Source organism: Dactylosporangium siamense (assembly GCF_016862795.1).
In the GTDB taxonomy this organism is placed as follows: domain Bacteria; phylum Actinomycetota; class Actinomycetes; order Mycobacteriales; family Micromonosporaceae; genus Dactylosporangium; species Dactylosporangium siamense.
Genome location: NZ_BONQ01000129.1, coordinates 76,142 through 96,580, shown reverse-complemented (window position 1 = coordinate 96,580; position 20,439 = coordinate 76,142). Strand labels below are relative to the sequence as shown.

The 20,439-nt window shown below is 72.5% G+C and carries 15 protein-coding genes and 2 pseudogenes; 9 read left to right on the top strand and 8 right to left on the bottom strand.

Annotation, left to right across the window (positions count from 1 at the left end):
* Positions 1-231: 231 nt before the first annotated feature.
* The 5 genes and pseudogenes from Dsi01nite_RS41775 to Dsi01nite_RS41760 all read left to right on the top strand — a co-directional run bounded on the left by Dsi01nite_RS41775 (position 232) and on the right by Dsi01nite_RS41760 (position 2,204).
* Entirely contained in the window at positions 232-1,134 is a 903-nt protein-coding gene (locus Dsi01nite_RS41775; RefSeq protein WP_239136566.1) for an undecaprenyl-diphosphate phosphatase, read from the top strand.
* Between the two features lie 43 nt (positions 1,135-1,177).
* Positions 1,178-1,291, top strand: a pseudogene (locus Dsi01nite_RS59010) (acetyl-CoA hydrolase/transferase C-terminal domain-containing protein); the annotation flags it as partial.
* A 25-nt stretch (positions 1,292-1,316) separates the two neighbouring features.
* Positions 1,317-1,547, top strand: a pseudogene (locus Dsi01nite_RS57785) (acetyl-CoA hydrolase/transferase C-terminal domain-containing protein); the annotation flags it as partial.
* A gap of 148 nt (positions 1,548-1,695) precedes the next feature.
* Positions 1,696-1,989, top strand: coding sequence for a hypothetical protein (locus tag Dsi01nite_RS41765; protein WP_203851954.1), 294 nt, complete (start codon positions 1,696-1,698; stop codon positions 1,987-1,989).
* Between the two features lie 23 nt (positions 1,990-2,012).
* On the top strand, positions 2,013-2,204 hold the full coding sequence (locus tag Dsi01nite_RS41760) for a hypothetical protein (RefSeq protein WP_203851953.1): 192 nt from the start codon (positions 2,013-2,015) through the stop codon (positions 2,202-2,204).
* Positions 2,205-2,234: 30 nt separating this feature from the next.
* On the opposite strand, the gene cydC is transcribed toward Dsi01nite_RS41760, so the two are convergent.
* The 4 genes from cydC to Dsi01nite_RS41740 form a co-directional block, all read right to left on the bottom strand.
* Positions 2,235-3,911 carry a thiol reductant ABC exporter subunit CydC gene (cydC, locus tag Dsi01nite_RS41755; protein WP_203851952.1) on the bottom strand — a complete coding sequence of 559 codons (1,677 nt, stop codon included), beginning with the start codon at positions 3,909-3,911 and terminating at the stop codon, positions 2,235-2,237.
* 202 nt (positions 3,912-4,113) lie between these two features.
* Positions 4,114-5,907: a thiol reductant ABC exporter subunit CydD gene (gene cydD, locus Dsi01nite_RS41750; RefSeq protein WP_203851951.1), complete on the bottom strand. Its 1,794-nt coding sequence runs from the start codon at positions 5,905-5,907 to the stop codon at positions 4,114-4,116.
* Positions 5,904-6,908, bottom strand: a complete 1,005-nt coding sequence (gene cydB / locus Dsi01nite_RS41745) for a cytochrome d ubiquinol oxidase subunit II (protein ID WP_203851950.1) — start codon at positions 6,906-6,908, stop codon at positions 5,904-5,906. Before cydB ends, cydD begins: the two co-directional genes overlap by 4 nt.
* 10 nt (positions 6,909-6,918) lie before the next feature.
* Complete coding sequence (locus Dsi01nite_RS41740; protein WP_203851949.1) at positions 6,919-8,313, bottom strand: cytochrome ubiquinol oxidase subunit I; 1,395 nt, start codon at positions 8,311-8,313, stop codon at positions 6,919-6,921.
* A gap of 204 nt (positions 8,314-8,517) precedes the next feature.
* On the opposite strand from Dsi01nite_RS41740, the gene Dsi01nite_RS41735 reads away from it, so the two are divergent.
* Positions 8,518-9,357, top strand: coding sequence for a universal stress protein (locus Dsi01nite_RS41735; protein WP_203851948.1), 840 nt, complete (start codon positions 8,518-8,520; stop codon positions 9,355-9,357).
* 18 nt (positions 9,358-9,375) lie between these two features.
* Here the strand turns inward: Dsi01nite_RS41735 and Dsi01nite_RS41730 are convergent, their stop codons facing one another.
* Positions 9,376-11,571 carry a winged helix-turn-helix domain-containing protein gene (locus Dsi01nite_RS41730; protein WP_203851947.1) on the bottom strand — a complete coding sequence of 732 codons (2,196 nt, stop codon included), beginning with the start codon at positions 11,569-11,571 and terminating at the stop codon, positions 9,376-9,378.
* A 395-nt stretch (positions 11,572-11,966) separates the two neighbouring features.
* Here Dsi01nite_RS41730 and Dsi01nite_RS41725 point away from each other — a divergent pair, with 395 nt between their 5' ends.
* Positions 11,967-13,421 (top strand): GAF domain-containing protein, encoded by a 1,455-nt coding sequence (locus Dsi01nite_RS41725; RefSeq protein ID WP_203851946.1) that lies wholly within the window; start codon positions 11,967-11,969, stop codon positions 13,419-13,421.
* Between the two features lie 291 nt (positions 13,422-13,712).
* Entirely contained in the window at positions 13,713-15,524 is a 1,812-nt protein-coding gene (locus Dsi01nite_RS41720) for a right-handed parallel beta-helix repeat-containing protein (RefSeq protein ID WP_203851945.1), read from the top strand.
* A 53-nt stretch (positions 15,525-15,577) separates the two neighbouring features.
* Here Dsi01nite_RS41720 and Dsi01nite_RS41715 read toward each other — a convergent pair whose 3' ends face one another.
* Both Dsi01nite_RS41715 and Dsi01nite_RS41710 read right to left on the bottom strand, forming a co-directional pair.
* Entirely contained in the window at positions 15,578-16,882 is a 1,305-nt protein-coding gene (locus Dsi01nite_RS41715; protein WP_203851944.1) for a lectin, read from the bottom strand.
* 118 nt (positions 16,883-17,000) lie between these two features.
* Positions 17,001-18,419, bottom strand: coding sequence for a dihydrolipoyl dehydrogenase family protein (locus Dsi01nite_RS41710; RefSeq protein WP_203851943.1), 1,419 nt, complete (start codon positions 18,417-18,419; stop codon positions 17,001-17,003).
* A gap of 274 nt (positions 18,420-18,693) precedes the next feature.
* On the opposite strand from Dsi01nite_RS41710, the gene Dsi01nite_RS41705 reads away from it, so the two are divergent.
* A complete protein-coding gene (locus Dsi01nite_RS41705) occupies positions 18,694-19,503 on the top strand; it encodes an SAM-dependent methyltransferase (RefSeq protein ID WP_203851942.1) in 810 nt (269 codons plus the stop codon).
* Between the two features lie 3 nt (positions 19,504-19,506).
* Here Dsi01nite_RS41705 and Dsi01nite_RS41700 read toward each other — a convergent pair whose 3' ends face one another.
* Positions 19,507-20,361, bottom strand: a complete 855-nt coding sequence (locus tag Dsi01nite_RS41700; protein ID WP_203851941.1) for a helix-turn-helix transcriptional regulator — start codon at positions 20,359-20,361, stop codon at positions 19,507-19,509.
* Positions 20,362-20,439 lie beyond the last annotated feature (78 nt).

Sequence of the window (20,439 nt, the reverse complement as noted above, 5' to 3'; positions counted from 1 at the left end):
GCGGTTACGGCCCGACGGCCCGCAGTCCATACTCCTACAACATGTAGGTGAACGGCTGGCTCGACAATCTCCTACACGATGCAGGAGATTGACGGAGGTTAGGTAGGCCTGCGCTTGGAGCGCTTTGTGGGAACGGTGCCGATCGCCGTCGAGCTGCTGCGCGGCCGGGCGCGGGCCCGCCGCGACGTGCGTTCATGAATTTCTCAGCATCGCCCGGCCAGAATGCCCGACGTGCATCACCTGACCTATCCCGAGGCGATCGTCATCGGCCTCCTGCAAGGCGTGACCGAGCTGTTCCCGGTGTCGAGCCTGGGCCACAGCATCCTGCTGCCGGCCCTGCTCGGCGGACGCTGGGCCCAGGACCTCAACGTGGCTTCGCCCGAGTCGCCGTACCTGGCCTTCGTCGTGGGCCTGCACGTGGCCACGGCCCTCGCGCTGCTCGCGTACTTCTGGCGTGACTGGCTGCGCATCGTCACCGGCTTCGCCACCTCGGTACGGCACCGGCGGGTGCAGGCGCCGGACGAGCGGCTGGCCTGGATGATCATTCTGGCGACCATTCCGGTCGGGGTTACCGGCCTGCTCCTGGAGCACACGTTCCGCACCGTGCTCGGCCGGCCCGTGCCGGCGGCGATCTTCCTGACCGTCAACGGCATCCTGCTCTACGGCGCCGAACGCCTTCGCCGCCGATCGGCGGCGACCGACAAGGCCCACCCCATCAATGAGGACGGCGGCATCACTTCGGACCGGCGGATCGCTGCGGAGACGTTCACCGGGACGACGCTCGTCGGCGCCGCCCAGGTGCTCGCCCTGCTGCCCGGCATCAGCCGCTCCGGCGTCACCCTCGGCGCCGGCCTGCTCAGAGGGCTGTCCCACGAGGACGCCGCCAGGTTCTCGTTCCTGCTGGCCACCCCGGTCATCCTCGCCGCCGGCGTGCTGAAGCTCCCGGACCTGTTCGGCCCGCTCGGCGACGGCATCCGAGGTCAGGTCCTGGTCGGCAGCCTCGCCTCGGGCGCGGCGGCCTACCTGTCCGTGCGCTTCCTGACCCGCTACTTCGAGAAGGGCACCCTGACCCCGTTCGCCATCTACTGCGTCGCAGCCGGCCTCGCCTGCCTCACCTGGCTGCTGGCGGCGTGACGCCGGGTGCCGCCTGTCGTCCGGTCAGCCGAACCCCAACCTGATGAGCGTCAACAGCGCCCTGCAGGTCGACCTGTTCGCCCAGGCCAACGCGACCCGGATCGGCAACCGGACGCACTCCGGCTTCGGCGGGCAGACCGACTTCATCGTCGGCGCCAGGCACTCCCCCCGGCGGCCACGCCGTCATTGCGCTGCGGTCCTGGCACCCGAAAGCGGACGTGTCCTCGGTCGTTCCCCTGGTGTCCGGCCCGGTCACGTCCTTCCCGCACAGTTACATCGTCACCGAACAGGGCACCGCCCGGATCTGGGGCCATGACTCGGTGGAGCAGGCCCAACAGATCGTCGACCGGGCCGCGCACTTGGCCGCCCGCGACGAGTTGCGCGCCGCCGGCCGGACGTTCGGGCTGCCCTGACTTGAGTCGCCGCCGATCATCCACCCGGGTGACCGCGGCGCGGGCACGACCGGCACCCAGGTTCGTGACGTTCGACCCTCGTCTGCGGCGCCCCGGACGCATACCGTGGCAAGCAGAGCGCTCCGACGCATGACGGAAGGTGAGTCCGGTGGTGGCAGTCATGCTGGTGGCCACGGTCATCGTGGCCGTCTACGTCGCGCTGATCGCCATGCACGTCCTGGCCATTCGCGGCGGTGCGGCGGCGAACGAGCGCTACCGCCCGCGGATCGCCAGGTGGCTCGCCGGCCATGACGAGCGGCGGCGCGGCCGGGCCGAGCGCGACGCCGTCCACCGGCTGGCCGCCGGCACCCTCGACCGGGCCTCGTACCGCTCGGCGATGGCCGCCCTGGCCGCCCAGGACGCGGTCGAGCACCCGATCGAGCTACCCAAGACCAAGATGTGACCGTTGTGGAGGGGGTACCAGTCATGATCGCCCCTGACGAGCCGGTGGCGGGCGGGTTCCCGCCGTCGGACGCCGTCCTGCTTCGCGTGCGCCGGCTGGAGTCGCGGGTCCAGCTCCTGGAACTGACGGTCCGGGACCTGGCGGCGGCACTCGACCGGCTGGACCGCGACGACGCGGTGACCGTGGTCCGCAGGGCCCTCGACCAGCTCTCCTGACGTCCGAGAACGTTGCTCCGACCCGCCTCCTCAACCTGCCCGCACGGAGGCGGTCGCCGCCGCGCGGTCGCCCGGCGTCAGGGTGATGACCTCGTCGACGTCGGCGAGGACGTCGGCCCGGTGGGTGATGAGCAGGACCGCGCGGTCCCCGGCGGCGGCGAGCAGGTCGCGGATCAGCTCGGCGGCGGTGTCGTCGTCGAGGTGTTCGGTGGGCTCGTCCAGGACGAGGACGGGGAAGTCGGCCAGCAGCGCCCGGGCCAGGGCGAGCCGCCGCCGCTGGCCGCCGGACAGGGCGACACCGTGCTCGCCGACGGGTGTGCCGAGACCGGCGGGCAGCGTCCGCACCCAGTCCAGCAGCCGGGCCGCGGCGAGCGCGGTCTCCAGCTGGGCCGTGGTCGCGTGGGGCCGGCCGATGCGGAGGTTCGCCTCGAGGGTGCTGTCGAACAGGTACGCGTCCTCGCCCAGGTAGCCGACGACGCTCCGCAGGTCGTCGCCGCGCAGGTCGCGCACGTCGACGTCGTTGAGGGTCACCCGGCCGGCGGTCGGGTCGAGCCAGCGGACCAGCAGCGCGGCGACGGTGGTCTTCCCCGCGCCGCTCGGTCCGACGAGCGCGACCCGGCGGCCGGGGCGCAGGGTGAGCGTGACGTCGTGCAGCACGGGCCGGCCCGGCTCCCATCCGGCCGACACGTGCTCGAGGCGGACGGTCAGCGGCCCGGTCGGCAGCGCGACGGGGACGGCGGGGTCGGGCGCCGGTTCGGTGGCGGCGGCGATCTCGGCGAGCCGGCCCAGCGCCGCCCGCGCGGCGGCGAGGCGCTGCGCGGCGGCGGGGATCGCGCCGATGGTCTCGAACACGGCGAGCGGTGTCAGGACGACCACGGCGAGCAGTTCGCCGGGCAGCGTGCCGGCCCGGACGGCGACGGCGCCGGCGGCGAGGCCGGCGAGGACGCTGAGTCCGGTGCACAGCGCGGTGACCGCGGCCGAGACACCGGCGGCGGCGCTGGAGCGGCGGGCCGCCGTGAGCAGCTGCCGGTCGGTGCGGTCCAGGGTGGTCAGCGTGTCGCTGACGGCACCGTACGCGATGAGGTCGGGCAGCCCCTGCGTGAGGTCGACGACCCCGGCGGCGAGGGCGCCGCGCAGGGGCGCGAGCCGGGCGTCGGCGCGCCGGACCGCGGCCGCCTGCACCGCCGGGACCCCGACGGCGACGACGAGCATCGCGACGGCGAGGGCGGCTCCGGCGACGGGCAACAGCCCGCCGACGAGCGCGACGGTGGCGGCGCCGGTGACGGCGGCGACCGTGATGGGCAGCAGCGCGCGGACGATGACGTCGAGGACGGATTCGACGTCGTCGACGAGCCTGGCGACGAGGTCACCGCGGCGGAAAGCGACCAGGCCGGCCGGTGCGAGCCGTTCGAGCCGGCGGTACGTGCGGACCCGCAGCGCGCCCAGCACCCGGAACGCCGCGTCATGGCCGGTGAGCCGCTCCACGTAGCGCAGCACGCCCCGGCCGATGCCGAACGCCCGCACCGCGACGATCGCCACCATGAGGTGCAGGACCGGTGGGTGCTGGGCGGCCCGCGAGATCAGCCACGCCGAGGTCGCCATCAGACCCACCCCGGCGCCGGCCGCGCCGACCCCGGCGAGCACCGCGAGGGTCAGCTGGCCCGCGGCGGGCCGGCACAACCGCAGCACCGCACCCACCCCGCTCATGCCGCCACCCCACGGCGGCGGCTGCGACCCCAACGAACACCGCCACGGACACCTGACCGACGGCAGGCCGGCACAACCGCAGCACCGCACCCACCCCGCTCATGTCGCCACCCCACGGCGGCGGCTGCGACCCCAACGAACACCGCCACGGACAGCTGACCGACGGCGGGCCGGCACAACCGCAGCACCGCACCCACCCCCCTCATGCCGCCACCACCACGGCGTCGACGGAAGTCGCCGCAGCGCCCGCAAGGATCACAGTGGCGCCGGCGGGAATCGCGGCGGTGCCGCCCGAGGTCACAGTGGTGCCGCCCGGGGTCGCGGCGGTGCCGACGGGGATCACCCGGTCGGCGAGGGCGACGAGCGACGGGCGGTGCGCGGCCATGATGACGGTGCGGCCGGCCGCGTGTGCCCGGATGGCGGCGAGGATCCCCGCCTCCGTCGAAGCGTCGAGGTTGGCGGTCGGCTCGTCGAGCAGGACCAGCGGCGCGTCGCGGAGGAACACCCGGGCGAGCGCGATCCGCTGCCGCTGCCCCGCGGACAGTCCGGCGCCGTCGTCGCCGAGCCTGGTCGACAGACCGTCCGGGAGCGCGTCGATGAAGGCGAGGGCGCCGGCCTGTTCCGCGGCGGCGCGCACCGCCGCGTCTGTGGTGCCGGGCGCGCCGAGGCGGATGTTGTCGGCGATGGTGCCGGTGCTCAGCCAGGGCCGTTGCGGCAGCCACGCGACCCGCTGCCGCCACGCGTCCGGGTCCACGGTGGCGAGGTCCTGGCCGCCGACGGTGACGCGGCCGCTGGTCGGTGCGGCGAAACCGAGCAGGACCGCCAGAGCGGTGGACTTGCCGCAGCCGCTGGGGCCGGTCAGGGCGACCAGCTCCCCCGGTTCGACGGTGGCGGTGAACGGCGGCAGCGACGCGGTGGACCGGCCGGCGTGCCGCACGGCGACGGCTTCGAACCGCACCGTCCCGGCGGACACCGATGCCACGCCGACCGGTGCGCCAGGCGGTGCGCCAGGCGGCGCGTCGGCCGGTGCCGTGCCCCGCGGTCGTGCGGGTGTTTCGAGGAGCTCGAAGACCTCGGTGGCCGCGGCAAGTCCTTCGGCGCTGGCGTGGTAGTTGGCGCCGACCTGGCGCAGCGGCAGGTACGCCTCCGGGGCGAGGATCAGCACGAGCAGCGCGGTGGCGAGACCGAGGCTGCCGTCGAGCAGGCGCAGGCCGATGCCGACGGCGACGAGCGCCACGGACAGCGTGGCGAGCAGCTCCAGCACGAGCGAGGACAGGAACGCGACCCGCAGGGTGCGCATGGTGGTGGTGCGCTGCTCGGCGCTGATCCGGGCGATGATCCCGGCCTGTCGTTTCGCACGGCCGAAGACCCGCAGTGTCGGCAGGCCGGCGACGACGTCGAGGAAGTGGTGCGACAGCCGGGCGAGGAGCCGGAACTGCCGCCGGTTCGCCGCTTCGGTGTGCAGGCCGACGAGGGCCATGAACACCGGGATGAGCGGCAGGGTGAGCGCGATCGTGCCGGCGGCGACGAGGTCGACCGGTGCGATGCGGGCGAGCACGATCACCGGCACCAGGGTCGCGAGGACCAGCTGCGGCAGGTACCGGGCGAAGTAGGCATCGAGCGCGTCGAGCCCGCGGGTGGCCAGGGTGGCGATCGTGCCGCTGCCGCCGGCCGCGCCCGGTCCGAGCGCGGCGACGTGGGTGAGGAGCCGGGACCGCAGTTGCCGTTTGACGGCGGCCGAGGCGCGGGCGGCGGTCACCTCCTGCGCCCAGGCGACCGCGGCCCGCAGCGTGACGACGGCGGCCAGCCACGCCAGCGTCGGTGCGATCCGGTGCACGTCGGCGCCGTGCTGGTAGACGGCGGTGATCCCGGTGGCGAGCAGGGTCGCCTGCGCCACGACCAGGGCGGCGAGGGCGACGCCGAGGACGACGGACAGGATCAGGTAGGTGCGGGTCGCCCGGGCGTAGCGCAGCAGGCGCGGGTCCAGCGGCCTCACGGGTGGCTCGCCGGGATGTGTTCGACCCGCAGCCGGCGGCGGAACACCCAGTAGGTCCACGACTGGTAGCCCAGCACGATCGGGGTGCAGCACACCGCGACCCAGGTCATGACCTTCAACGTGTACGGCGTGGACGCCGCGTTGGTCACGGTGAGGCTGTCGCCGCCGGCCAGGGTGGTCGGCATGACGTCGGGGAAGAGCGTGACGAAGAGCGCCGCGACGGCCAGGACGAGCGTCGCGCCGGTGGCCAGGAACGCCCACCCCTCGCGGCGGACCTTGGCGGCGAGCACGGCGCCGACCAGCGCGGCGGCGGCCGCGGCGGACAGCGTCCAGCCCCACGCGTCGTCGTGGGTCAGCTGCGTCCACAGCAGGAACCCGGCGGCGAGGAGCACCGCCGGCAGGCTGAGCCGCATCGCGAGCCGCCCGGCGCGGACCCGGATGTCACCGTCGGTCTTCAACGCCAGGAACACGGCACCGTGCAGCGCGAACAGCGACAGCGTGGTGAGCCCGCCGAGCAGCGCGTACGGGTTGAGCAGGGTGAAGAAGGTGCCGACGTATTCGTGGTCGGCGTTGATCGGCACACCACGCACGATGTTGCCGAACGCGACGCCCCACAGCAGCGCCGGGACGAGGCTGCCGCCGATGACGCACAGGTCCCACCGGCGTCTCCACTGTGGACTGTCGACCTTGCCGCGGTATTCGAAGGCGAGGCCGCGCAGGATCAGCGCGACGAGGATGAGCAGCAGCGGCAAGTAGAAGCCGGAGAACAGGGTGGCATACCACTCGGGGAACGCGGCGAAGGTCGCGCCGCCGGCGACGAGCAGCCACACCTCGTTGCCGTCCCAGACCGGGCCGATGGTGTTGATGAGCAGGCGCCGCTCCCGCTCGTCGCGGGCCAGCACCGGCAGCAGCATGCCGACGCCGAAGTCGAAGCCCTCCAGGAGGAAGTAGCCGGCCCACAGCACGGCGATGAGCGCGAACCAGACGGTGGTGAGTTCCATGTCGAATCCTTCAGTACGCGAACGCCAGTGGGCGGTCTTCGTCATCTTCGTCGTGTGGTACGACGATTTCCGGGGCTCCGGCCCGGGCGTAGCGCAGGATCAGCGTCAGTTCGATGACGGCGAGGACGCCGTACAGCAGGGTCAGGACGATCAGCGAGGTCGCGACGGTGCCCGCGCCGACGGTCGGTGAGACGCTCTGCGAGGTCTTGAACACCCCGAAGACGGTCCACGGCTGGCGGCCGACCTCGGTGAAGATCCAGCCGAACGAGTTGGCCAGCAACGGCATCGCGACGGTGGCCACGGCGGAGATCCACAGCCAGCGCCCGCCGGGCAGCCGGCCCTTGCGGGTGCGCCACAACGCGACCGCGGCGATCGCCATGGCGAGGGCGCCGAACCCGATCATCAGGCGGAACGACCAGTAGGTGACCGGCACGTAGGGGACGTAGTCGCCGGCGCCGTACCGCTCCGTGTACTGCCGCTGCAGGTCGTTGATCCCCTCCACCTCGCCGTTGGGGCTGCCGGTCGCCATGAAGGACAGCAGCGACGGGATGCGGACGCTGGCGACCTCCTCGCGACCGTCGAGCGAGCCGATGGTGAAGATCGAGAACGAGGCGGGCTGGTCGGTCTGGTACAGCGCCTCCGCCGCGGCCATCTTCATCGGCTGCTGCTCGGTCATCACCCGGGCCTGCAGGTCGCCGGTGATGAGCACGCCCACACCGGCGATCAGCACGACCCAGGCGCCGAGCCGCAGGGCGGGACGGAAGACCTCGACCTGGTTGCGGCGGCGCAGGTGCCAGGCGCTGACCGCGAGCATGAGCGCGCCGGCGGTGAGGAAGCACGCGGTGATGGTGTGCGGAAACGTCACCAGGGCCGTCGAGTTGGTCAGCACGGCACCGATGTCGTTGAGTTCGGCCCTGCCACGTTCGGTGTTGACGGTGTACCCGACGGGGTGCTGCATCCACGAGTTCGCGGCGAGGATGAAGTACGCCGACAGCATCGTGCCGATCGAGGCGAGCCAGATCGTGGCCAGGTGGACGCGTTTCGGCAGCCGGTCCCAGCCGAAGATCCACAGTCCGAGGAACGTCGACTCGAGGAAGAACGCGAGCAGTCCCTCGATGGCCAGGGGCGCACCGAAGATGTCGCCGACGAAGCGGGAGTAGGCGCTCCAGTTCATGCCGAACTGGAACTCCTGCACGATGCCGGTGACGACCCCCATCGCGAAGTTGATCAGGAACAGCTTGCCCCAGAACCTGGTCGCCCGCAGGTAGTCCGGCCGCCCGGTCCGCACCCAGGCGGTCTGCAGCCCGGCCACGAGCGCCGACAGGCCGATGGTGATCGGCACGAAGATGAAGTGGTACACGGTGACAATCGCGAACTGCCACCGGGCGAGATCGAGCGCGTCCATGGGGCGATCCTCGGGACTCACCGGGTGTCCCGGCAGGGCCGAACGGCACGTCTGTTCGGGACCGTCGGTCCTGGGTTCATCCGGCCGGGCAGTGACGGGCCGTTCGTCACGGGCGCGGGGGCCGCCGTCCTCTTCCGGTGACGGGTGGCACCGGACGAGGGTGGAGCTGCACCCCTGCTGGGGATCGCCGTTGAAGGAGCATCGATGCAGTACACCGACATCGTCGTGGGCACCGATGGCTCGGCGGCCGGCACCTCCGCCGTCCGCTGGGCCGCGACGCACGCGGAGCGGGTCCGGGCCCGGCTGCGGATCGTCTGTGTCTACCATTGGCCGCTGCCCGGTCCGGGGCGGTCGGCGGCGCAGTTGGACGCGGCGGCCCGGGCGCAGGCGCTGGCCGTCGTGGCGGCGGCGGTCGCCGACGCGCAGGGCGCGCAGCCCGCGGTCGACGTGCACGGGACCGCGGTCCTCGGCCTGCCGACCGACGCGCTGCTGACCGAGGCGAGGACGGCGGCGTTGCTCGTCGTCGGTTCGCACGGGCGGGGCGCGCTCGCCTCGGCGCTGCTGGGTTCGGTCGGTCTGCAGATCGCCACGTACGCCGCGGGCCCGGTCGTCGTCGTTCGGGGGCGTGCGCACACCGCGATCGGACCGGTGGTCGTCGGCGTCGACGACACCCCGTCGAGCGATCGGGTGCTGGAGGCCGGTTTCGCGGAGGCGTACCGCCGCGGTTGTGCGCTGGTCGCGGTGCGGGCCGTCGAGAACGACGCGCCGCGGGTGCGCGCCGCGGCGGGTGGCCTGCGGACCATTGCCGCGATCGAGGTGACCGAGGGCGTCGCCCGCCTGCAGGACCGGTATCCGGCGGTGCCGGTGGAGGTCGAGCTCGCCGCCGGTAACGCCGCGGACGTGCTCGTGGCCGCGGCGCGCAGCGCGCAGCTGGTCGTGTTGAGCCAGCACGGATACGGTGCGTCACTCGATCCGGTCACCCATCACCTGTTGCAGCGCTCCGACTGCCCGGTGCTGATCGTGCCCGGGGCGGCGCCGGCCTGACCCCGGCGCCGGCGCACGTCAGAACAGGCCGAGCTCCCGGGCGCGGCGCACCGCGTCACGACGCCGGTGGACGCCGAGTTTGCGGTAGACGCCCGCCATGTGGGTCTTGACGGTGTTCGGGGACACCTTGAGGGCCCGCGCGATCTCGGTGACGGTCATAAATCCTTGCAGCAGCTCGCACACGGCGGTCTCGGCGGCGGTGAGCGGGACGATCAGGGTTTCCGCGCGTTCCGGTGCGGCACGGTGCAGGCCGTGCGGCCACCTGGGGTCGAGGAGCCGTGGGTGGTGGATGCCTTCATCGGCGGCCAGGGCGGCGGCCTGACGTTCGAGGTGGGCGGCGTGTGCGGTGTCGCCGTGCCGGTGGGCGTCGGCGGCCAGGACGAGGCGCACTTCGATGTCGTGCAGCAGTGACGGCGGCGGGTTCTGCAGGTGCGGTTGGAGCCGTCGATCGATGCGTTGCCGCACCTCGGGCGTGGCGTCGTCCAGCAGGAGCAGTTTCGCGGCGATGAGGTCGGCGAGGACCTGGGGAAGCACGCCGGCGTCGTGGCTCCAGTGGCGGCGCGCGTCGGACGGCAGATCGACGGCGAGGAGGGCTTCGATGCGCAGGGCGCGTGGTGCCCAGCGCGGGATGACGAGGGTGTCGAGGCCGTCGGTGATGAGCCGCTCGAGGTGGCGCAGGGCGGCGGCGTGCCGGCCCTGCTGGTGGTCCAGCAGTGCGGTGAGGAACCGTTCGCCGGCGACGATCTGCGGGTCCGGGCGGCGCAGTTCGGCGGCGAGCCGGTACAGGTGCCGGTGCGCTTGTTTGGCTCGCCCGCGGGCGATGGCGACGCCGGCGAGCACGAGCAGGGCCCATCCTTCGTCGTCGGCGCCGGTGATGCCGTGCTCGGCCAGGACGGCCCTCATCCGGTCCGCGTGGCGGGCGGCTTTGCGGAGCTGTCCGCGCTGGTAGGCGATGACGGCCTGGACGCGCAGCGGCGCCGTGTCGGGCGCGTCGCCGGGCGCGGGTGGCCGCCTGGCGCCGGTCGTGTCGAGTGCCGCCTGAGCCAGATCGGGTCGGCCGTGGCTGAGGGCCAGCCAGGCCTCGGCGATTCCGGCGGCGGCACCGGGCGCGGCGCGGCCGGCGGGTGCCGGGGGGCTCGCGCCGGCCGTCAGGGTCGGGCCGTGTCCGGCGAGGGCGTGCCGCAGCGCCTCGGCGGGCTGCTGATGGTGCCCGTACCAGATCGCGGCGCGGCGGTGGAGCTCACGGGCGGTCGCCGGGTCCTGTTCGTGCAGGGCGGTGACGATGGCGGCCCGCCACAGTCGCCGGTACCGGTACCAGTGCGAGGTCGGGTTGAGCCGGCAGGCGAACATGTCGTTGCGGGACAGCTCGGCGAGGATGTCGGCGCTGTCGGCCCGCCCGGTCAGCGCCGTGAACAGTTCCGGGTTGACGGTTTCCACGATGCTGCTGGCCTGCACCGCGTCGGCCACGTCGGCGGGCAGCTCGGCGAGCACCTCGTTCTGGACGTAGTCGTGCAGGCCCGCACCGGTGCGCTCGAGCCGGTCGAGCACCGTGTCGGGGTCGTGGGGTTCGCCGGCGAGGGCGGCGATCGCCACGACGACCCCGGCGGCCCATCCCTCGGTCACCGCGTACAGGCGCCGGACGGTGGTGGGCGGCAGGGTCAGGTGGTGCCGGTCGCACAGGTCGGCGGTCTCGGCCGGGGTGAAGGCGAGGTCGGCGCCGTTCAGGGCCGGGAACAGGCTTTCGTCACCGGGTGCGGGATCGGCTGAGGCCGGCGCGTGCCGGCCGCACAGCACGACGTGGACCGGCAGGGCGGTCACGAGCTGGTCGAGTTGCGCCAGCGCACCCGGCGCGGCGGTCTCGGCGCCGTCGAGCACGACCGTGCACGGCGTGGTCCCGCCGCCCTGCTGCCGGAGCTGGTCGAGCCAGCCGTCGAAGGTCGTCGCGCCGGCCGGCCACCAGCGCGCCGGTAGGGTGGTGGGGCACCACCACCGGCCGTCGGGGCACTGCGCCACCTGCACGTATGCCGTGCGATGCGGGGGCGGCACGGTCCGCAGCCAGACCGTTGCCAGCTCGGTCTTGCCGGCGCCCGCGGGCGCCAGCACGGCGGTGATGCTGTGCTGGTCGGCGCGGTCCAGGGCACGGTGCAGCCGTGGCCGGTACAGGCGCTTCGCCGCCGGCATCATCACCGCGCCCGTCGCCGGGTCACTCACCATCACAGCAGCCGGTCGTCGGCGCCGTGCGGTGCCGGCGGCACATCACCGCCGGCGACGCGGGACGCGGCCACGCGGACCCGGTCCGATGCTCACTGCCGACCCCCATCGCCAGTCCCCTTCCGCAGTGCCCACCGCCCTCGCCACACGTGACGGCACGGTTACGCCCGGAAACAATGACGATGCCGAACCCGGCATGTGCTTGTCCACATGTTGCACCGATATCGAAGGTGTCGTCGACCGAACGACTTCACTGCTAAGCCGTTCAGCTATCGAGCTTACTCGATCGGTTGACCACGAACGGGTGAACTGGACACTGAAATGTGGGGTACCCCGGACGACCTGGGTACATGGCAGCGCCTAACCAGGTAGGGCGGCGGATGCGAGTGGACCGTGCGATGGCGATCGATGTAGTGCGGACCGCGGCGGCGGTGCGGGACCGCGCCCGGCTGGCAGCCGTCGCAGCGCTCGGGGTCACGGCGGCCCCGGAGCCGCACCTGGACGAGCTGGCCGAGCGGGCCCGCCGCACCCTGCGCGTGCCGGTCGCCCTGCTGGTCGTGGTGGAAGCGACCAGGCAGGTGTTTCCCGGCGCGACCGGGCTGCCCGAGCAGTGGCAGCGCAGCCGGACCACGCCGCTGACGCACTCGTTCTGCCAGTACGTCGTGGGGGCCGACGCGCCGCTGGTCGTCGCCGACGCCCGCCGTGACCCGGTGCTGCACACCAGCGACGCCGTCCGGGACCTCGGTGTGATCGCCTACGCCGGCACGCCCCTGCACGACGTCGACGGGCACGCCGTGGGTGCGCTGAGCGTGGTCGACTCCCGGGCCCGCCACTGGACCACCCGTGAGCTGCGGGACCTCGACCGGCTGGCCGTCATCTGCAGCCGCGCCCTGCAGGCCCGGCAGGCGGACGGTCGCGCCCCGCAGGCCCGGCGGGCGGACCACCCGCCGGTCCGGTCCGACCCGCCGTCCCGGCCGGCTCCGGCGTGCACCGGCAGCAGGCCCGCCGACGGCCGGCAGTGGACGCCGCAGCACCTGCCGCCCGGACTCGTCCTCGACGTCCGGCCACCGCTGCGAGCCGGCCGGTCCGAGACCGTGCACGCCGGCCACCTGCACGGCGAACCCGTCGCCGTCGTCGTCCGGACCGGCGACGATGATCAGGCCCGGCAACGGTTCCAGCGACGCACCGAGGTCGCCGTCGCGTTCGGCGCCGACCCACCGCCGATCCCCGTCGGCCTGTACCGCTGGACCGACGGCGACCGCGTCCTCGTCCTCAGCCGCCTCATCGGTGAAGCCCTCGACCGGCGGCAGGGCGACGCGCCGGACCACCGGCTCTCCGGCCGTGACACGCGCGAGATGTCCCACACCGCCGCGCTGCTGTCCGCCTGGCAGCCGACCCGCCAGGACGCCCGCCGCTGGCTCGTCGACTACGCCGCCGAACTCGACGGGCATCACCGGGCGGGCCGGCTCACCGACGACGACCTGCGCCGCGCCAACACCGTGCTGGACCGGTGCGGCCGGGACCGCACCTTCGCCCACGGCAGCCTGCACCTCGCCAACGCCCTGCGCCTGCCCTCCGGGCGGCTCGGTCTGGCCGACTTCAGCGCCGCCGGCGTCTACCTCGCCGGTTACGACCTGGCCACGCTGCACCTGCACGCCCCCACCGACCAGGTCCGCCACGCGGTGCAGCGCCGTGCGGAGCACAGCGACATCGTGGAGACCTTCGCCGTCAACCTCGTGCTCGCCACCGCGCGGCACCACCGCGACCACAGCCACCGGACCGACCGGACCGCGCTCCTGCGCACCCGGCAGCACGCCCGGCGACTGCTCAACGACCTGACCGGACCCGGCTGAGCCCGCTGCAACTTTCACGACGGCGACGGCGACGGCGATGGCGGCGGCCTACCGGGTGATCCGCCCGCGCCGCCGCGAATCCCGAACGGCGCGGCTCCCGCGGCACGGTGCTCCACCGACTGCAAACAACCTGCACATCGCTTCCCTTGCGCTAGGAAACCGCTTTCCTTAGTGTCCGTTTATCGGCACGAAGGCCCGCTCCGCACCCCGCCGCCGAGGGCCTCACCGTGCGCACCCGTGCGATCTCCCCTGCGATCCGCCCTGCGTGCGCACCGTCTTCCCGGAGGATTCATGCGTCTACACATCGGTTCCCGGCTGCGCTCCCGCCGGTGGCCCGCGGCGACGGCCGCCGTCGTGGCCGCGACGGGCGTGGTGCTGGCCACGCAGATCGCGTTCGCCGACACCGCGTTCAGCGCGACGTTCGAGGACGGCACCACCAGCGGTTGGTCGAAGTCCGGCGGCACCTGGAGCGTCGTCACCGACGGCAACAAGGTCCTGCAGCAGTCCAACGCCGGCAGCGAAAACGCCCGCGAGTTCGCCGGCGACAGCGGCTGGACGAACTACACCGTCCAGGCCTCCGTCAAGCCGCTGACGCTGGGATCGGGCGGTTTCGCCGGCCTGCTCGCCCGCTCGACCAGCGCGACGACCTACTACCGCCTCGCGCTGCTGCCCGGCAACACGGTGCAGCTGCAGGCCGTGAACAGCGGCTCGGTCACCGTCCTGGGCAGCGCGTCGCGGACGGTGGCGACCGGCACCTGGCACACCCTGTCCATCACCGTCAACGGCAGCTCCGTCAGCGGCGCCGTGGACGGCACCACGGTCGGCACCGCGACCAACACGTCGATCACCAAGGGGCGCATCGGCCTGCAGACCGCCTACTCGACCGCGAACTTCGACAACGTCACGGTCACCACCGGCGGCACGAACCCGACCCCGTCGTCCTCGTCATCGCCTCCATCGTCGCCGTCACCGTCGGCTTCGGCCTCGACTTCGCCGTCCACCAGTCAGCCGCCATCGTCCGCGTTGTACGTGGCGTCCAACGGCACCGCCGGCGCCGCCGGCACCCAGGCCAGCCCGACCACCCTCGCCTCGGCGATCACCCGGGTCACCACCGGCGGGACGATCTTCATGCGCGGCGGCACCTACAGCCAGTCCTCCACGATCACGATCGCCGCCGGCAACAACGGCACGTCGGGCGCGACGAAGAACATCACCGCCTACCCGGGTGAGACGCCGGTGCTCAACTTCTCCGCGCAGAGCGAGGACCCGGCCAACCGTGGCCTGGCCGTGAACGGCAACTACTGGCGCGTCAGTGGCATCGTCGTGGAACGCGCCGGCGACAACGGCATCTTCGTCGGCGGCAGCAACAACGTCTTCGAGCGGGTCGTGACGCGGTTCAACCGCGACAGCGGGCTGCAGATCTCCCGGACCGCCTCCGACACCCCGAAGGCGCAGTGGCCGGCCAACAACCTCGTCATCAGCTCCGAGTCCCACGACAACGCCGACTCCGACGGTGAGGACGCCGACGGCTTCGCCGCCAAACTCACGGTCGGCACCGGCAACGTCTTCCGCTACACGGTGTCGCACAACAACATCGACGACGGCTGGGACCTGTACACCAAGACCGACACCGGCGCGATCGGCCCGGTCACCATCCAGGACTCGCTGTCCTACAACAACGGCACGCTCAGCAACGGCACCGTGAACACCAACGGCGACCGCAACGGCTACAAGCTCGGCGGCGAGGACATCGGCGTCAACCACGTCGTGCAGCGCAGCATCGCCTACCACAACGGCCATCACGGGTTCACGTACAACAGCAACCCGGGCTCGATGACCATCTCCAACAACCTGTCGATCGACAACGCCGAACGCAACTTCTCCTTCGACGCGGGCACCTCGACGTATCGCAACAACACGTCCTGCCGGTACAGCAGCGGCGGCTCCAACGACAAGACCATCGGCAACACCGACAGCTCCAACCAGTTCTGGACCGGCACCAACGGCTCCCGCTGCAGCACGTACAGCGGCGCCCTGGCCTGGTCCTTCGCCGCCGACGGTCACCTGGTCGTGACCCTCGGCGGCCGCACGGTCAGCCTGTAGCCCCGCACGCACCGGACCGGTCACGCTGTTGGGCGCGACCGGTCCGTGTTGTGTCAGCAGCTCAGATTGCCACCGGCGGGGACCCCCAGGATCCCGACGAACTGGTTGTAGAGGTTCACCCGGCTCTGCACCTGCGCGGGGTTCCCGCCGTTGCACTCGATGCTGTTGATCGCCCGGATCGTGGTGCCGAAGCCCTGCCCGTTCACCATCGCGTTGTGCGACGTGGTGCCCGCGCCGCCGGTGCCGGTCATCCAGTACCACAGGCCGGTCTGCCACGAGATCGACGAGTTCGTGGCGACCAGGTTCGGGTTGTTGAGCAGGTCGACGCCGAGCGCGTCACCGGCCGCCTTGTAGTTGAAGTTCCAGCTCAACTGGATCGGCCCGCGGCCGTGATACGCCGACTGGCCGGCCGGGCAGCCGTAGGGCTGGCTGTAGTCGCAGTAGTGCGGCCAGTTCGCCGTGTTGATCTCGTCGATGTAGACCAGGCCGCCGGTCTCGTGGCTCACGTTGGCCAGGAACGCCGCGGCCTCCTGCCGCTTGACCGTGTCGCTGCCGGTCGTGGCGAACGCCGGGTACTTCTTCATCGCGTCGGTCAGCCCGGCGTAGGAGTAGAAGCCGTTGCGGCCCGGGAACATCTGGTTGAACTGCGCCTCGCTGACCACGAAGCCGCTCCCGCCGCCACCACCACCTCCACCGCCGCCGCAGGCGTACGGCGACCAGAACCAGGTGCTGATCGTCGGGTCGTAGCCCGGGTTGTCATGCGTCGCCTGGTAGTACAGGCCGTTGGTGTACCGCACGATCGCACCGGTCACGTAGTTCTGCCCGGCCACCCAGTTCGGGTAGTTGCACGAGCTGCCGCCTCCGCCGCCGGGGACCGTCCACTTCTGGTTGGCGCCACCGGTGCAGGGCCAGATCAGCAACGGGGTGCCGTCGGCGGTGCCCCAGTTGGCCGCGTCGAGGCACTTGTTCGCCTGCGGGTTGACGATGTCGTTGGCGGCGGTGGCGACCCACTGCTGGGCGCCGGTGCCGTTGCAGTCCCACAGCTGGACCCTGGTCCCGTCGGCGGTGGAGCCGCCGGCGACGTCGAGACACTTGCCGAGCGCGCGGACCGTGCCATCGGTGCCCACGGTCCAGGTCTGGGCGTTGGTGCCGTTGCAGGTCCACAGTTGGATGGCGGTGCCGTTCGCGGTGTTCGCGGCGTTGACGTCGACGCACTTGCCGCCGTAGCCGGTGATCGCTCCGGTGCCCGCGGCGGCCGCGGTGCCGGGGTTGAACGGGATGAGGACGACGGCGCCGAGGACGGTGGCGGCCGCCGCGACGAGCACCCGGCGCAACCGCGCCGGTCGTGATCTGTCCATTCTGGGGTGCTCCTGGGCTCGGAGGTGAGGCAGAACATGGACCTACCTCGATGGGGGACCTTGTTCATATCGCAAACCCAGGAAACTGTAAAGAGTCTTTAATTTTTCGGTACGGTGTCTACAGGCCGTACTGCTCCAGCAGACGCAGCCAGATCTCACTGACCGTCGGGAACGGCGGGACGGCATGCCACAACTGATCGAGGGGCACCTCCGCGTTCACCGCGATCGTGACCGAGTGCAGCATGTCCGCGGTGTCCGGCGCGACGAACGTGCCCCCGAGCACGACCCGGCGGTCCGCGTCGACCACCAGCTTCGCCCGGCCGCTGAAGCCGACGCCGCGGACCATGGCGCCGGCGACGTCGCCCACGTCGTATTCCACGGTCCGGACCGTGAAGCCGTCGGCGCGCGCCCGCGACTCGGTCCGCCCGACCATGCTCACCTGAGGTTCGGTGAACACCACCTGCGGGGCGCCCCGGTCGTCGGCGGTCGCACGCAGCGCCGGCCCGTCGTCGCGGGCGCCCGCGGCCCGGGCGGCGATCACGTCGCCGCACACCCGGGCCTGGTACTTGCCCATGTGGGTCAGCAGGTTGCGGCCGTTGACGTCACCGACGGCGTACAGCCAGCCCTCGGCGACCGCGGTGGCCCGCAGGCTGCCGTCGACCTGGATCGGGCCGTCCACCCGCACGCCGACCGTGTCCAGGCCGATGTCGTCGACCCCGGGCCGGCGGCCCGCACCCACGAGGATCTCGTCGGCGACGATCTGCTCGCCACGGCCGGTGTGCAGGGTCACCGGACCACCCGGAACCGGCCGCTCGACCCGGGTCACCGAGCGGCCGAACCGCACGTCGATGCCCGACTCCCGAAACGAGCGCGCCACCAGGTCACCGGCGAACGGCTCCATCGCGGCGAGCAGCCGCTCGCCGCGCACCAGCATCGTGGTCTCCCGCGCACCGAGGGAGTGCAGGGCCTGCGACATCTCACAGGCGACCGGCCCCGCGCCGATCACCGCCAACCGTTGCGGCACCCGCTGCACACTGGTCGCCTCCTGGTTCGTCCACGGGTGGGCCGCCGCGAGCCCCGGCACGTCCGGAACGGCCGGGGTGCTCCCGGTGGCGACGACCACGGCGTGCCGGGCCCGCAGCGTACCCACACCGCCGTCTGACGAAGCGACCTCGACGCGGCGCGGGCCGGCCAGCCGTCCGTGACCCCGCACGAACGTCGCCGGCAACTTCTCGATCGCCTGCACCTCGTGATCGTCGTTGCGGTGCGACACCGTCTCGTCGCGGCGGGCCAGGACCGCCGCGGCGTCGATCGGGCCGCGCAGTTGCAGCCCCGGCATCCGGCCCACCTCGGCCGCCAGCTCCATCGGCCACAGCAGCGCCTTGCTCGGGATACACCCGTAGTACTCGCACTCACCGCCGGCCAGGCGGTCCTCGACGACAGCCGCGCTCAGCCCACCCCGCACGACGCGCGCGGCGACGGTCATCCCGACCGGCCCCGCACCGATCACCACCACGTCGAAGACGTCATCCTCCACGACTCACCTCTTTCAGCGTTGCACCGAGACGTCGCCGCCTTCCCCGACAGCGCGGCAGTCCAGCCGACAGCCGGCAACTTCCCCAGCGCTTTCACCCGCTCGCGCTGCTCAGCAGGCGTGCCGGTGCGGCGCACGACGTCGGCGGCGCGGTCGCGGGTGGAACCTCCGGTCGACAACCGGTGCGGTACAGGACGCGGGCAGCGCAGTGCGGCGCACCGGGCGTAGTGTCGGACATCAATCCGAGCTTGTCCGACCCGCCACGGAGGACCGTCGCATGGAAACGCCTGCCTGGGCACCGGCCCGAACCGGATCCGAGACACCGAGCGCGGCGCGGGTCTACAACTACATGCTCGGCGGCTCCCACAACTTCGCCGTGGACCGGGCCGTCGCCGAGCAGGCCATCGCGGCCATGCCGGCGGTCCGTGTCGCCGGCCAGCTCAACCGCGCGTTCCTGCGCCGCGCCGTGCAGTTCCTCATCAGGTCCGGCATCCGCCAGTTCATCGACCTCGGCGCCGGGATCGCCGCGGTCGGCGCCGTCCACGAGATCGCCTGGCAGCTCGATCCCGAATGCACCGTCGCCTATGTCGACAACGACCCGGTCGTCGCGGCGTACAACGAACAGATCCTCTCGGGTGACGCGCGGGCCGCCGCGGTGCACGCCGATCTCCGCGATCACGACGCGGTGCTCGCCGACCCCGGCCTGGCCGCGGTGATCGACCTGACCCGGCCGGTGGGCCTGCTGATGGTGGCGGTGCTGCACAACCTCCCCGACGGCGACGACCCCTACGGCGTGGTGGACGGATACCGCGCGCGGCTCGCGCCCGGGAGCTTCATCGCGGTGTCGCACGCCACCATGCCACCGGGCATGCCGGCGCCGGCGTCGGACGCGCAGGCCCAGTACAACCGCACCGACAACCAGCTCGTCCTGCGCGCCCAGCCGGACGTGGAGCGGTTCTTCACCGGCTTCGACCTGGTGGAGCCGGGCGTCACCTACGCCGACGCCTGGCGCCCCGACGACGGCGACCCCACCGACCACGGCATCGCGTCGCTGATGACCGTCGCCGGAGTGGGGCAGCTCTCCTGAGGACTACCGGTGGTGACCGGCGGGCGCGGCCCAGCTGGCCAGCAACCGGAGCGCGTCGGCCGCGGGTGTGCCCGCGGCGGCGCTGTACGCGGTGAGGGTGAGCCCCGGGTCGGCCGGCATCGGCATCGCCTCGAAGCCGAGCTCGACGGTCCCGACGACGGGATGGTGGAAGCGTTTCACGCCGGTGTGGTGCAGGCGGACGTTGTGCGCCGCCCAGCGGGTGCGGAAGTCGTCGCTGCGGGTGACGAGCTCACCCACCAGATCGGTGAGACCCTTGTCGTACGGGTCACGGCCGGCCTCGGTCCGCAGCAGCGCGACGGTCGTGTTCGCCGCCTCGCTCCAGTCCGGGTAGAAGTCCTCCGCGCGGGGGTCGAGAAAGCAGAACCGGGCCAGGTTCACCGGCCGGGTCGGGGTGTCGAACGCCGGGGCGTACAGCGCCTCGGCGAGCCCGTTGGCGGCGAGGACGTCGAGGCGACCGTTGCGGACGAACGCCGGGGCGTCGGTCATCGCGTGCAGCAGGTGCAGGGTGCCGGGACGCACCTGCTGCTTCGGTGACCGGCGGCTGCGTGGTCCGGTGTTCGCGGCGCGGGCGAGGTCGTGCAGGTGGGCGCGTTCGGCCTCATCGAGCCGCAGCGCCCGGCCGACGGCTTCCAGGACGCTGTCGGAGACGCCGGCGAGATTGCCGCGTTCGAGGCGGACGTAGTAGTCGGGGCTGACCCCGGCCAGCAGCGCGACCTCGGCCCGCCGCAGGCCGGGAACGCGGCGGCTACCGCCGTACTGCGGCAGCCCGGCCTGCTCGGGGGTGATCCTGGCGCGGCGGGTGGCCAGGAAGTCGCGCACCTCGTCGCGGTTGTCCATGCGTCCCACGCTACGGGTGCCGCCACGGGCGAGAGGGGTCCTGGCATTACCACCTTCGGTAATCCCTCCCGCCCGTCG